The 14,044-nt window shown below is 49.8% G+C and carries 15 protein-coding genes; 10 read left to right on the top strand and 5 right to left on the bottom strand.

The features are described 5' to 3' along the window. Positions 1-26: 26 nt before the first annotated feature. From ccmE to ccmA, 5 genes are read right to left on the bottom strand one after another with little or no spacing between them, the layout of a single operon-like run. Entirely contained in the window at positions 27-539 is a 513-nt protein-coding gene (gene ccmE / locus SG35_RS26075; protein ID WP_044836191.1) for a cytochrome c maturation protein CcmE, read from the bottom strand. Next, positions 536-781: a heme exporter protein CcmD gene (gene ccmD / locus SG35_RS26070; protein WP_044836190.1), complete on the bottom strand. Its 246-nt coding sequence runs from the start codon at positions 779-781 to the stop codon at positions 536-538. The genes ccmE and ccmD overlap by 4 nt, the downstream gene beginning before the upstream one ends. After that, positions 781-1,527, bottom strand: a complete 747-nt coding sequence (locus SG35_RS26065) for a heme ABC transporter permease (RefSeq protein ID WP_044836189.1) — start codon at positions 1,525-1,527, stop codon at positions 781-783. Before SG35_RS26065 ends, ccmD begins: the two co-directional genes overlap by 1 nt. A gap of 1 nt (position 1,528) precedes the next feature. Then, positions 1,529-2,221: a heme exporter protein CcmB gene (ccmB, locus tag SG35_RS26060; protein WP_044836188.1), complete on the bottom strand. Its 693-nt coding sequence runs from the start codon at positions 2,219-2,221 to the stop codon at positions 1,529-1,531. 22 nt (positions 2,222-2,243) lie between these two features. Beyond that, entirely contained in the window at positions 2,244-2,885 is a 642-nt protein-coding gene (gene ccmA, locus SG35_RS26055; RefSeq protein WP_152646845.1) for a cytochrome c biogenesis heme-transporting ATPase CcmA, read from the bottom strand. Positions 2,886-3,273: 388 nt separating this feature from the next. Here ccmA and SG35_RS26050 point away from each other — a divergent pair, with 388 nt between their 5' ends. The 10 genes from SG35_RS26050 (at position 3,274) to SG35_RS26005 (ending at position 14,042) form a co-directional block, all read left to right on the top strand. Next, the gene (locus SG35_RS26050; RefSeq protein ID WP_084693026.1) at positions 3,274-5,313 is read left to right on the top strand and encodes a heme lyase CcmF/NrfE family subunit; all 2,040 of its coding nucleotides are present in this window, start codon (positions 3,274-3,276) and stop codon (positions 5,311-5,313) included. 3 nt (positions 5,314-5,316) lie between these two features. Then, positions 5,317-5,862: a DsbE family thiol:disulfide interchange protein gene (locus tag SG35_RS26045; RefSeq protein WP_044836187.1), complete on the top strand. Its 546-nt coding sequence runs from the start codon at positions 5,317-5,319 to the stop codon at positions 5,860-5,862. 5 nt (positions 5,863-5,867) lie between these two features. Next, on the top strand, positions 5,868-6,350 hold the full coding sequence (locus tag SG35_RS26040; RefSeq protein WP_044836194.1) for a cytochrome c-type biogenesis protein: 483 nt from the start codon (positions 5,868-5,870) through the stop codon (positions 6,348-6,350). Between the two features lie 5 nt (positions 6,351-6,355). Beyond that, on the top strand, positions 6,356-7,609 hold the full coding sequence (gene ccmI / locus SG35_RS26035) for a c-type cytochrome biogenesis protein CcmI (protein ID WP_044836186.1): 1,254 nt from the start codon (positions 6,356-6,358) through the stop codon (positions 7,607-7,609). Between the two features lie 84 nt (positions 7,610-7,693). Further along, positions 7,694-8,281 (top strand): glutathione peroxidase, encoded by a 588-nt coding sequence (locus SG35_RS26030; protein WP_084693027.1) that lies wholly within the window; start codon positions 7,694-7,696, stop codon positions 8,279-8,281. 73 nt (positions 8,282-8,354) lie between these two features. Then, positions 8,355-9,374: a ferrochelatase gene (gene hemH / locus SG35_RS26025; protein ID WP_044836185.1), complete on the top strand. Its 1,020-nt coding sequence runs from the start codon at positions 8,355-8,357 to the stop codon at positions 9,372-9,374. Positions 9,375-9,496: 122 nt separating this feature from the next. Then, the gene (locus tag SG35_RS26020; protein WP_044836184.1) at positions 9,497-9,850 is read left to right on the top strand and encodes a hypothetical protein; all 354 of its coding nucleotides are present in this window, start codon (positions 9,497-9,499) and stop codon (positions 9,848-9,850) included. Positions 9,851-10,048: 198 nt separating this feature from the next. After that, entirely contained in the window at positions 10,049-10,606 is a 558-nt protein-coding gene (locus tag SG35_RS26015) for a DUF411 domain-containing protein (protein ID WP_044836183.1), read from the top strand. Beyond that, a complete protein-coding gene (locus SG35_RS26010; RefSeq protein ID WP_084693025.1) occupies positions 10,606-12,102 on the top strand; it encodes a TolC family protein in 1,497 nt (498 codons plus the stop codon). The genes SG35_RS26015 and SG35_RS26010 overlap by 1 nt, the downstream gene beginning before the upstream one ends. After that, complete coding sequence (locus SG35_RS26005; protein ID WP_044836182.1) at positions 12,099-14,042, top strand: efflux RND transporter periplasmic adaptor subunit; 1,944 nt, start codon at positions 12,099-12,101, stop codon at positions 14,040-14,042. The genes SG35_RS26010 and SG35_RS26005 overlap by 4 nt, the downstream gene beginning before the upstream one ends. The last annotated feature ends 2 nt before the right edge of the window (positions 14,043-14,044 follow it).

Here is a 14,044-nt window from a genome sequence, read left to right as displayed (position 1 = left end):
TTTCATTTCGGATTAAAGGATAACAATCAGCCTTTATTGTAGGCCGATTTCCCGTGCATGGCCTTGTCTGCATTACCTTCTTTCATGGCGTCTGCCAGCTCAGGCGGCATATAGTTTTCATCGTGCTTGGCCAGCACTTCGCTGGCATCTATGATGGCCTCCGAGGTTAACACGCCGTTGGCGACTATGCCCTGGCCTTCACGGAACAGATCCGGCAAGATGCCGTCGTAATGTACCGTCACCATAGGGTCGTTTTCATTAAAGACCATGGGCATTCTCATGTCCGCCAGTTTAAAAGACACTTTCAGGCTGTCTTCGTTACGTTTGACACTGCCGGGTACTACCAGGCCGCCGATGCGTAAACGCTGGCCAATGACCGGCCTAAGCTCGGTATCTTCTTTGCCCTGGAGAATTTCCTTCGGGGTATAAAATAAATCGATATTCTGGCTCAGGGCGTATAAGACCAGGCCGGCTACCACAGCCAGGCCAAGGAGGATTGAGCTGACTATGGTTAAGCGCTTTTTACGTCTGGGGTTCATGATGATACCTCTGTGGAAACCTTGTTTTCTTGCTGAATTTCTTGTTTATGTTGCTCGGCTGCCTGGCGCAGCTTCGCTTCCCGCTGCTGGCGTTTGGCGATTTGCTGTTTGACCGAATTATGCTGTGCCTTGCTGATCAGAAAAAGCAATAACAGCAGTACGAAGCCGACGCCGTAGGAGAGCCAGACATAGAAGCCATAACCGCCCATGTGCAAAAAGTCACTGAAGCTGTCAAATTGCATTATTTATCCTCCTTTGCCAGCACCAGGGCCTTGACCCAGGGACGGACACTGTTGCGCGCCAGGATCTCGGTACGAAAACGTACGCTGGCGATGGCGGCCACTAAAAAGCTGAAACCGAAAAAGCAAATTAAAAACGGCCAGTACATTTCGGCAGCCATGGCCGGTTTACCGAATTTACTGACTGTGGCGCCCTGATGCAGGGTGTTCCACCATTCCACCGAGTAATGAATGATGGGCAAATTGATGGCACCCACCAGGGCTAAAATTCCGGCGGCCTTACCCGCCAGATTTTTATCTTCAAAGGCGTTGTGTAGGGCAATAACCCCAAGGTATAAAAATAATAAGATCAGCTCTGAAGTGATCCTGGCATCCCAGACCCACCATGTACCCCACATAGGTTTACCCCAGGCTGCCCCGGTGAACAGGGCGATGGCGGTAAACACGGCGCCTACCGGGGCTAATGCCGCAGCAGAAGCGTCCGCCAGCTTAAGCTGCCACACCAGGCTCGACAAAGCGGCTATCGCCATGCCCAGATAGATGCCCATGGACAGTATAGAGGCGGGAACATGCAGGTAAAAGATCCTAAAGCTTTCACCCTGCTGGTAATCCGGCGGCGCAAACAATAATGCCCAGGTCAGGCCCACGGTTAAAAAGATCAGGGCCAGGTAATTAAACCAGGGGAGTAATTTCCCGGTAAAGTGATAAGACTTCTCCGGGTTTGCATAAGGGTGTAACCATTTCCACATATCAGTTAGTACTCACTTTTAAAGCTGCGCCAGCAGCAAATGGGGCTAAGGTCAATGAACCAAAAAACAGAGCTGCAATTATAGCAAGCTGGCCACTATAAGGTAAGTTCATTGCGGCGGTATCTATTGCGCTGGTGGCAAAAATTAATACCGGGATATATAAGGGTAATACTAATAAACTCAATAAAATGCCACCTTTTTTAATGCCTACGGTTAAGGCAACCCCTATGGCGCCTAGCAAACTCAGCACGGGTGTGCCCAGCAACAAGGTCAGCATCAGGGCCAGGTAAGAGTTTTCGTCCAGGTGTAATAACACCGCCAATACCGGCGCAATTAAGATCAAGGGTAAGCCGGTCACCAGCCAGTGTGCGAAAATTTTTGCCAGTACCAGGATAAACACCGGATGCGGGCTTAATAACATCTGCTCCAGTGAGCCGTCTTCATGATCCGATTTAAATAGCCTGTCCAGTGACAGCAAGGTGGACAATAAGGCGGCAACCCAGATAATCCCGGGAGCAATGCGGGACAAGGTATTGGCTTCAGGCCCTATTCCTAAGGGAAACAGGGTGACGACAATAATAAAAAACAGCAGCGGATTGAAGATATCGTCCTGGTGGCGAAAAGCTATGGTTAAATCCCGTTTGAGGATCAACATAAAAGCGCTGCGATAAGAAAGAGGTTGCTGATGATTCATGGCTGGCCGTTTAATAATACTGTTAATAAAACCGGTAATTCAAAGTAACTTTTTTTACTTTATCGAAGGAAAGATCCTGGTGCGTGGTTAAGATCACACAACCCCCCTGTGCTACGTGCGTTAAAAAAAGCTGCTCCAGTTTTTGCACGCCGTTTTTATCTATGGCGGTAAAAGGTTCGTCTAAAATCCAGATTTTGGCTTTGGACTGCCACAACCTGGCCAGGGCGATACGTCTGTGCTGTCCGGCGCTCAGGTGGGAGGCCAGGGCATCTTCAAAGCCCAATAAATTCACTTCGCTTAAGGTGGTTTCCGCCTGTTCGTCATCCAGGCCGTGCAGGGAGAGGTTAAAGGCCAGGTTTTCCTGGGCGGACATTTCTCCTTTTACCCCGGGCAGGTGGCCTAAATACAGCAGATCCTGGTGAAACTGCTCTTTGCAAAAGCGGATCCCCTGTCCTTGGTAGCAGATTTCGCCGTCATAGGGGCTGGAAAGACCGGCTAATATACGTAACAGGCTGGTTTTACCGGCGCCGTTGGGGCCTTCTACCTGAACAATTTCACCGGGGAATACCGCTAAGTTTAAGTGTTCAAAAAGAATTCTGTCTTCCCGGATACAGCTGAGCTGGCGGGCTTCAATTAATGGGGATCGTATTTCTGACAATGGCATTCACTTCTGGCTGTTGACCGTATCATCAGCCATATCATAACTGACCTTTACTACTGATGATTTGATATAGATCTTAGAATCCGTTTGGCGAATATCATACTATAACGTCTGTTAAATGCCAGCCTGTTCGAAAATGAAGAAAATTCATCTTCGATTGGCGGATTACAATTATCTTTGCTGCTAAATCAGACAAGATAATGCTAGAATTGGCAAACTTTCTATCGGTAAAAAGATTTGCCGTTGTTAAGGTGATTACTAACTTACTTTCTAAGCATAAGATTGAGTTAAGAAAATTCTTAATAAGGTGTTTTTACCGCAGTAACTGTTTAATAAGGTCTTTACTTTGGCTGCTCTTGCACGGCGGACAAATTAAGGAGCGGAGAGAGAAATGATACCTGAACTGGGACACTTTGCACTGATTGTTGCTATGGCCTTTGCCATTTGTTTAAGCACCATTCCAATGATCGGCGTATTTAGTCAACAACAGAAGTTAGCCGCTTATGCCAGGCCTTTGGCCTTCGGCATGTTCGCTTTTACCGCCGTCAGTCTTTTTATTCTCGGATATAGTTTTGTCGTCGACGACTTTTCCGTGAAATACATTGCCGGTCATTCCAACAGCCACTTACCTTATTATTTTAAGATCAGTGCCGTCTGGGGTGGACATGAAGGTTCCCTGTTGCTCTGGGTCTTTTCGCTTACCGCCTGGACCATGGCGGTAGCCAAGTTCAGCAAAGGCATAGATGAAGCTTTTATCGCCCGGGTATTGTCTGTTATGGGCATGGTTTCGGTTGGTTTTATCGCCTTTACTTTACTTACTTCTAACCCGTTCGACCGCTTATGGCCGAATGTGCCGCTTGAAGGCCGTGACCTGAATCCCTTATTGCAGGATGTTGGCTTGATTGTTCACCCGCCGATGTTATATATGGGTTATGTCGGTTTCTCTGTCGCCTTTGCCTTTGCCATCGCTGCGTTAATGTCCGGCAAGATGGATGCTGCCTGGGCCCGCTGGTCCCGTCCCTGGACGGTAGGCGCCTGGGTGTTCTTAACCTTAGGTATTGCCCTGGGAAGTTGGTGGGCTTATTACGAACTTGGCTGGGGCGGCTGGTGGTTCTGGGATCCGGTAGAAAACGCCTCCTTTATGCCCTGGTTAGTGGGCACGGCTTTGATCCATTCATTGGCGGTCACGGAAAAACGCGGCACCTTCAGGAACTGGACGGTATTACTGGCGATTTTTGCCTTTAGCCTGAGTTTATTAGGCACCTTTTTAGTACGTTCCGGGGCCATCACTTCGGTGCATTCTTTTGCCGCAGATCCCGAACGTGGCCTGTTTATTTTGCTGTTGCTGGCTATTACCGTGATAGGCTCCCTGACCTTATATGCCTTGAGAGCCAGCAATGTTGCCAGCTTCAGCCGGTTTGCCTTGTATTCCCGGGAAACGGCCCTGTTGATCTGTAATATTATTTTAGTGGTTGCCGCAGTGACCGTGATGCTGGGCACCTTGTATCCGTTATTTGTCGATGCCATGGGCATGGGCAAGATTTCCGTGGGACCACCGTACTTTAACGCGGTCTTTGTGCCTATTATGAGCCTGCTGTTTATTGTGATGGGCATAGGGCCTATGATCCGCTGGAAAAAGGCCAAGAAAGGCGAGTTGCGCAAGCAGCTGAGCCCGGTTTCCATTGGCAGTGTGATTTTTGGTATCGCTTTCCCTTTCCTTTATGGCGGCGAATTTGACTTCCTGGTCGCCGGCGGTATGGCCCTGGCGTGCTGGGTGGCATCGGTTGTTATCAAAGAACTCATCAAGCAGGTCCGCTTACCCCAGGGGGGCTGGGCCTGGTCGCGATTGAGCCTGAGCCATTTAGGTATGGCGGTGGCCCATACCGGTATTGCCGTGACAATTGTCGGTGTGACTTTAGTGTCCAGCTATGAAAAAGAAATGAATGTCAGAATGGCGGTTAACGACAGCGTGTTTGTTTCCGGTTATGAAATCAAATTCGGTGGCGTAAAGCCGGTGCAGGGACCTAACTACAGTGCCGAGCAGGGACAATTAAGCGTTTATAAAGACGGGGACTTTATTGCCCTGCTAAAACCCGAGCGCCGTACTTATCTGGTACAGACCATGGGGATGACGGAAGCGGGTATAGATCCCGGTTTGTTCCGTGATGTCTATGTTGCCCTGGGAGATCCCCTCGATAACGGTGCCTGGGCAATTCGGGTGCACTTTAAACCGTTCGTGCGCTGGATCTGGTTGGGTGCCATCTTTATGGGGCTTGGCGGTGTTTTTGCCATGCTGGATAAACGTTATCGCCGCCGTAAAAGCGCGAAAGAATTACAGCGCCAGGGCGGCACCGAGGTAGCACCCGAACTGGTGGCAGGAGCTGCGGCACCTGTTTATGCCAGAGTTGAAACAGCAGGGCAGGGAAAATAAGCCATGAATAAATTAATCCGTTTATTGCCGTTAATCGTCTGTCTTGCCCTGGGCGGGGTGTTGTACCAGGGGCTGTTTTTAAATCCCCAGGAATTGCCTTCTGCCCTGGTGGGTAAAAAGCTGCCGGATTTTGAATTATCGACCTTAAAAAATGCCGGTGAAACCGTCAATGCCGGCGATCTTAAAGGTAAGGTTAAATTACTGAATGTCTGGGCGACCTGGTGTCCGTCTTGCCGTTACGAACACCCTTATCTGCTGGAAATTGCCAAAAGCGACCGGGTGGCGGTGTTTGGCCTCAATTATAAGGATGAACGTGGTCCGGCGAACCAGTGGTTGCAGCAACTCGGCGACCCTTATGTGTTTTCGATTTTTGATCAGCAGGGAACCTTAGGTTTGGATCTTGGGGTCTATGGCGCACCGGAAACTTTTGTCATCGACGGTGACGGGGTGATCCGCAAACGTTTTGCCGGGGTGATCGATGCCAGGGTATGGCAAAGTGAATTTCTTCCCCTGATCGAACAAATCGAAGCGGAACAGCAAGGGAGCTAGTGCAGATGTTGACTTTATTTAAAAACAGCAAGGTTTTATTTTCTGTCTTTATGCTTTTAGGCACGCTTTTCTTGGGCAGCGCACAGGCGAGCCCGGTCGATACCTATGAATTTCGCGATAAGGTGACCGAGAAAAGATATCAGGAGCTCACCAAAGAGTTACGCTGTCCCAAATGCCAGAACCAGAACCTGATAGATTCCAATTCACCGATAGCCGCCGACCTGCGCCGTCAGGTGTACAACTTGTTACATGAAGGCAAGTCGGATATGGAGATCATGAACTACATGGTCGACCGATACGGCGAGTTTGTGCTCTACCGTCCTAAGGTTAACAACACCACATATATTTTGTGGTTTGGCCCGGCTATTTTATTGCTGCTGGGATTTAGCGTGATTATTTATATTCTTCGCCGCAAACCTCAGGTGAAAGAAAAACAAGCCTTGTCTGCCGAACAGCAAGATAAACTGAAACAAATTTTAAAAGATTAGATATTATGGAAGTGATTATTACCATAGTCGTATTGTTATTATTGTTGCTGGCCGTGATCTGGGGTCATTATTTGCGCAGTAATATCAAGGCACCGAGTACATTAAAAAGCGTTCGTGATGAAACCAATGTCCGTCTCTACCATGAGCATAAAGCGGAAATTGAAAAAGACTATGCCGAAGGCGGCATAGACGAGGAAAACTACCAATATCTGTTGGCGGAGCTGGATAAAAGTTTGCTGCAGGATATCGAAGAAAATGCCGCTGAACCCGTACTTGCGGCCGATAAGCCCTTGGCGGTTGTCTGGCCTATGGTGCTGACGGTTTTTGTGCTGGGCTTTAGCTTTGCCTTATACCTGAAAAACGGCGCTTATGAGCAGCTGTCGCAACCGGCCATGTCTGCCAAAAGCCAGGGACATGAAGGCTTAAACAGCGAACAGCAGATGATGGTGCGCCTGAAACAACTGAAGCAGCTGACCGAGCAGGAACCGAAAAATTCCCAGGCCTGGTATAACTTAGGTCAGGCGTCCATCGGCCTTGGTGATTTCAGCGGTGCGTTAGCGGCTTTTGACCAGGTGATGGCGATTGAAGGGGAGCATGCGGATATCCTGGGGGCCAAAGCCCAGGCGATGTTCTATCAGAATAATCAACAAATTAATGAGCCGATTCAGGCCCTGATCGATAAAGCCTTGGCTTTAGATCCCAATGATCCTTCCACTAACATCCTGCTGGGGCTTAATCACTTTATCGGTGAGAACTATGGCGATGCCATAGGTTACTGGCAAAAAGTGGTGAACCTGGGAGGCAATAATGTCAATGTCCAGGCGCTGCAGGGAGCGATTAACGAAGCCAAAAACCGCATGGCGGCAGCCGGGGAAACGGTACCTGAAGGTACTGTTTCTGGCTCGCAGCTGGTGTTAAACGTCAACTTGACGGACGATATCCGCCAGCAGCTGAGCCAGGGAGAAGATAAAACCGTATTTGTTTACGCCATTCCGGCAAACGGTCCGAGAATGCCGCTGGCGGCAGTGAAGATCCGTGCCAGTGATTTACCGACGACCGTAGTGCTTAATGACTCCCAGGCGATGAATCCGCAAATGACCTTAAGCAGCGTTAAATCGGTGAACCTTTATGCCGTGGTGTCCAACCTCGGCGGGGTCGGCATTAAACCCGGCGATTATACCGGGGAGCTTAAAGATATCAGTGTTGCCAGCAGCGATGCCATTGACCTGACCATCAATACCCTTGTGCCCGAGTCGTAAGCAAAGGCATAATAGCCGGTAAGCATGATGCTGCTGATTGCTTACCGGCAGCTTTTACGGAATTTTACTCAGGACCAGGGATTAATGTTTAAATTGTTTCTTTCCAGTTTGCTGGCAGCCAGTCTGCTGCTCAGCACAGCACTTTTGGCCAGGCCGCAAGAATCACCGCTTCCGCCATCCGGTATTTCGCATACCAGCGATTGTGCGCCGTTTTTGCGTTATACCATACGCAGGCTCCATTCCCAGGTGCAGCTGGATTTATGCGAGCTTACCGCCGGCAAACCTGTGTTGATCGTCAATACCGCCAGTCATTGCGGTTTTACCCCGCAATTTAAGGGGCTCGAAGCCATACATCAAAAATATCAGTCACAAGGACTGGTAGTGCTGGGTTTTCCTTCCGATGACTTTTTTCAGGAAGAGGATGAGGAAAAAGATACCGCTAAAGTCTGCTTTGTTAACTATGGCGTGACCTTTCCCATGTTAAAAACCGTCAATGTCCGCGGTAGCGATGCCCATCCTATTTTTAAACATTTGGCGGATAAGACAACTTCACCTAAGTGGAATTTCTATAAATACCTGATAAGCGACAACGGCAGCCATATTAAGCATTTCAACAGCCGGGTGACCCCGGACGATACCGAGTTTATCCAGGCTATTGAAGCCGTGCTTTAACTATATTTGTATGCCGGGGATTTTAGTTTCCCGCCGTAACGAATAACAGATAACAAAATCAACAGAGAGTAAAATGTCACGATTTACCGGAGCAATCAGCAACAGCCAGCAAAAACCGCGTACCGGCGTCTTGTTAACTAATCTGGGGTCGCCGGATGAGCCGACTGCCGGGGCATTAAGACGTTATCTGGCAGAGTTTTTATCGGATCCCCGGGTCGTGGAAATCCCCCGCCTGGTATGGTTGATTATCTTACACGGTATTATTTTGAGGGTGCGTCCGGCAAAGTCGGCTAAGTTATATAAGAGTATCTGGACCGAGCAGGGAGCGCCTTTAGTGGTGATCACCCAAAAGCAAAAGGACAGAGTGGCGGCGCAACTGGCCGGGCAATATGGCGATGATGTGCTGGTAGATTTTGCCATGCGTTATGGTAACCCCTCTATCGCCTCACGTCTGCAGAAGTTTCAGCAGGCGGGGGTGGATAATATTGTTGTGCTGCCGTTATATCCGCAATACGCCGGACCAACGACCGGCTCAACCTTTGATGCTGTCACCAAAGAGGTGAAGCGCTGGCGCTGGATACCGAGTTTACATTTTCTCAGCAGTTATCATGATAATCCTAAGTATATCGATGCCCTGGCAAGCACGGTACGGGAGCATATTGCCGCCCATGGCAAGCCGGATAAACTGGTGTTGTCTTTCCATGGTATGCCTAAGTTATTCCAGCAATGGGGCGATCCCTATTATGATTTTTGTGCTAAGACTACGCAATTGCTGGTGGAAAATCTTGACCTTGCACAGGAAGATTATGTGATGACTTTCCAGTCGCGCTTTGGTAAAGCCGAGTGGCTGCAACCTTATACCGATGCCACCCTGGAAGCCTTGCCGGCTAAAGGCAATAAACACATTGCCATTATCAGTCCGGCCTTTAGCGCCGATTGTCTGGAAACCCTGGAGGAGCTGGAAAGTGAAAACCGGGAGATCTTTATGGAAGCCGGCGGAGAAAAATACCATTACATCAAAGCATTAAATGATAGGGACGACCATGTAACCATGCTGACTGAGCTGGTGAGTCCTTTTATTATCAAGCGCTAACCTTAAGGTTAAGCACCGGGCCGGATCTTGATTTAAAATAATCCCCCCTCAATATTTTATGGCATTATCCGGCGCTATCCTTTATGCTGATCCCGATTTAACGTAACGGATGAGTTCCTTTGATGAAAAGCAAGCTAATAATAGTGACCTTGTTGTTGCTGACCCTTATCGGTCAGGCGACTTTGGCTGTCGCTATGCCTTGCCCTGAGATGGAAGCAACTCATCATGCCATGGATATGTCTATGGATATGCCGATGGCGCACATGGACAGCGCAGCCGACAGTCATGAACAAATGATGTCTGATTGTTGTGATCCCGAATGCCAATGCCCCATGGGGGGATGTCTGTCTGCTTCATTAGTGGCAGCCCCGCAAGTTAACTCTTTGGCCTTGTTGTCCGAAACCGTCAGGGAACGGACTTTTCCTGCGATAAGCCAACCGCCCAACTCTCCTTATTATCCTCCTATTTCCAGTTAATTAGCATAGATCCGTCTTCAATCCGGCGGATAATTAATACCAGTTCAATGTATTTAGTGGAGTTTAACTCCTAGATGTTAATTGCTGACAGTCTGAAAAAAAACAGGCCTGCCGGCTGGAAAATAGCGCAGATTATTGCTTTACCCGGTTCTTTTTTACCGGGCCGTTTTTACCGGGTGATAGCGCGCAGGAGCTATTATGTTTTTTATTGCAAAATTTTTACCTTCCGCGGTCCGATATGGTTTCGCCGCGTCAGCTTTCTTAGTCCTTGGCGCCTGCAGTGAGGTGACCGAATTACCTTCAACGCAGGATAAAGCAGTAAAGGCGGCAAAAGTGGCGAGCCTGCCGGAATTAAAGGTTTATAAACGGGAGTCTTGCGGTTGTTGTCAAAAATGGATCGACCATATTGATGAAAAGGGCTTTTCTTCCCGCGTCTACAATCACGATGCCTTGTCCTCTTTTAAAATAGACCAGGGCATTAACCCCAGGTATCACTCCTGCCATACTGCGGTATCAGAGCAGGGTTATGTTTTTGAAGGCCATATTCCGGCGAAATATATCCGGCAATTTCTCAATGAAAGAGCCGGTCGTGAAAAAAGCGACCAGGTCTTAGGGCTTGCGGTGCCAGCTATGCCGGTGGGAAGTCCGGGCATGGAAGTGGGCGAGCAATTTATGCCGTACCAGATCTTATTAATAAAAGGAGACGGTAGCTCGGAAGTTTATGCGAAAGTAAATACTTACCAGGAGCAGTTCTAATGGCTTTGTTATCCCGGTATTTTAAACCTGTGTCAAACCCGGCGGCGGTCCGGGTGTTTGCCAGGAGCGTGATCGCCGGCGCTGTTTTGAGCCTGGGCAGCCCGTTGAGTTTTGCTGACGACGCGGCTCGCGAACCAGGCCAGACCTTGTCCTTCGGGCAAACCATCAAGCAGGCGCTGGCCAATGATCCCTGGCTTAATGCCAGCCGTTATAAGCAGTCTTCGCTGGAGTCCATGAGCCGCTTTTCGGCAACTTTGCCGGATCCCAAAGTTTCGCTGGCATTAGCCAACCTGGGCACGGATAAATTTGACCTTGAGCAGGAAGCCATGACCCAGCTAAAAGTGGGGGTCAGCCAGATGTTTCCCCGCGGCGACAGTTTGCAGATCAAGCAGCAACAGTTAAATATCCAGAGTCAGCAACATCCGCTGCAACGGCGCGACCGCGAAGCCAAGGTGACGGTAACCGCCGGTAGTTTGTGGCTTGATGCCTACCTGGCCCAGGAAAGCATTGCCTTGATCGAAAAAAACTACGCCCTGTTTGAGCAATTATCCGATGTTGCCCAGGCCAGTTATTCTTCCGCCCTGGGAAAAACCCGGCAGCAGGATATCGTGCGCTCCCAGCTGGAATTAACCCGGCTGGAAGACCGCCTGGTACAGTTGAAACAACAGCAGCTGGTGTATCAGCAAAAACTCACCCAGTGGCTGCTGGCCTATCAAGAGGAGCCTGGACTCAACCAGGCTTTTGATCAGGCAGACTTTCCCGGCGGTTTTTCATCCGGTGTTATCTCTTTGGATAAAGAGATGCCCGAGCTCGATCTGCTAAGGGCTGAATTGCTAAATACAGAGCAGCAAATTCCGGCGCAGCAGCTGGCCCGGGAACTGATGGCACATCCGGTGCTCGCGGTTTTTGATAAGAAAATCCTGGCGGCGGATCAGGGCATTAAGCTGGCTAAACAGAGCTACCTGCCGGAATGGGGGGTGAATGCCAGTTACGGCTTGCGCGGGGATGATGCCATGGGCAATAACCGTGCGGATCTGTTTTCTGTCGGGGTGACCTTTGATTTGCCGCTGTTCACCGAAAACCGCCAGGACCAGCTGGTGAAAGCGCAAGTGCTTAAAAGCGAAGCCATCAAAACCGAAAAGTTACTTTTGCTGAGGCAGCTGATGTCGGCTTTTTATGCCGGTAAGGCGAAATTAAAGCGTCTGGAGCAAAGAAATCGTTTATACCTGGATGAGTTGCTGCCGCAAATTCATCTTCAGGCGGAAGCCAGTCTGACTGCCTACACCAGCGACGATGGTGATTTTGCCGAAGTGGTTCGCGCCCGTATTGCCGAACTCAACGCTGAAATTGATGCCCTGGCTATCCGGGTCGGTATTGAAAAAACCATCCTTGAATTAAATTACCTGTTTATTAATGCTGTTGCGGCCAGGCAAAGTCACAGCCAAGTGCCTGCCGATAGGGCTTTCATGGCAACAGCAGACGGAGCAAACTCATGAAAAATATTACCCCGATTGCTTTAGGTGTACTTTTAGGCACGGCCGCAACCCTGGCGGTCACGAATTTTATCGCTGTACCTGAGGCAGGTCAGAGCACTGCCAGTGCCGAAAAAAAGCCGCTTTATTGGGTGGCCCCTATGGATGCCAACTATAAACGGGATAAGCCGGGAAAATCACCTATGGGCATGGATCTGGTGCCTGTCTATGATGATGGCGGCTCCGGACCGGATGAGGGGGCAGGTACCATACGTATTTCTCCCGATGTTATTAATAATTTAGGGGTACGTACCGCAGAAGTTGCCTATCAGGCATTGCAGGGGCGGATAGAAACGGTTGGTTATATCAGTTATGACGAAGATAAACTGGTGCATATTCATCCCCGCGTCGATGGCTGGATAGAAAAGCTTTATGTTAAAGCTGTTGGTGAGCCGGTGAAAAAGGGCCAGCCCTTGTATCAAATCTATTCTCCTGAGCTGGTCAATGCCCAGGAAGAGTTATTGCTGGCGATGGACAGAAAAAACCGGCGCCTGGTTGAGGCGGCAGAAAACCGTTTGGTGGCGCTGCAACTGCCGGCGGCAGCTATTGCCCGCTTGAAAAAAACCAAAAAGGTCAGCCAGACGGTGACTTTTTACGCGCCGCAAAACGGCGTGATCGAAAACCTGTATATCCGGGAAGGCTTTTTTGTTAAGCCCGGCACCATGATGTTGTCTATCGGCGACTTATCCGAAGTCTGGGTTGATGCCGAAGTGTTCGAACGTCAGGCAGCCCAAGTGAAAAAGGGCGCCGAGGTAACCATGTCGCTGGATTATATTCCGGGTAAAACCTGGCAGGGGCAGGTGGATTATGTTTATCCGACCTTAGATCCCAAGACCCGTACCGTGAAGGTCAGGCTGCGTTTTAGCAATGAACAGGGGGAGTTTAAGCCGAATATGTTTGCCCAGGTGGCGATTAATACCGGCGGTGATGAAAAAGCGTTAATTATCCCGAAAGAAGCGCTGATCCGTACCGGCAGCCAGGATCGTGTGGTCCTGGCGTTAGGGCAAGGCAGTTTTAAATCAATCGAGGTCAAGGTTGGCCGGGTTGATAGTGAGCATGTGGAAATACTGTCCGGGCTGGCATCGGGAGAGCAGGTGGTCAGTTCGGCCCACTTCCTGCTGGACTCGGAATCAAGCAAGTCTTCCGACTTTAAACGTATGAACCTTGACTCTTCGCAGCAAGGGCAGCAAGCGGCGATGCCGGCAAAAGTCTGGGTCGAAGCGACTATCCGGGAGCTGATGGCGGGACACCGCATGGTCAAACTGACACATCAGGCGATTGATGCCTGGGACTGGCCGGAAATGACCATGGACTTTATCGTGGCGGGCTCTGTTGATTTTTCCAAACTCAGCACAGGTTTAACTTTGCATATCGAGATAGAAAAAACGGCCGGGGGACAGTATCAAATCAGCAATATGCACATTCCCGGGGAAACTGAAGGCATGGCAGCCATGAAAGCGGGGATGGCGGCAATGGACCATAGCCAGCATCAGATGGGAGAAATGGATCACAGCCAGCACCAGATGGGAGGCATGGATCATAGTCAGCACCAGATGGGAGAAATGGACCACAGCCAGCACCAGGTGGGGGAGATGGATCATAGCCAGCATCAAATGCAGCAGCAGGAAGAGGTGAGTTCGGCCACGGTAACCGGGGTGGTCAACTCGTTGATGCCGGGCCACAACATGGTGAATATCAGCCGCGGTGCCATTGAGAAATGGCAGCGGGGACCGGCAACCCTGGATTTTACCCTGGCAGAGACGCTGGATATCGGCCGGCTGAAAGTGGGGCAGGAGATCCTGTTTACCTTCGAGATCCGTGACGGTGATTTTGTTATTACCGAGATTGCTAGTCAGGAACAAGTGTCCATGACTGCGGAAAATCACGCCAACCATCAGGAGTAGAA

This window comes from Thalassomonas actiniarum (assembly GCF_000948975.2).
GTDB lineage: Bacteria > Pseudomonadota > Gammaproteobacteria > Enterobacterales > Alteromonadaceae > Thalassomonas > Thalassomonas actiniarum.
Note: the sequence above shows the minus strand (reverse complement) of the source record. Positions and strands in the feature narration are given on the sequence as shown.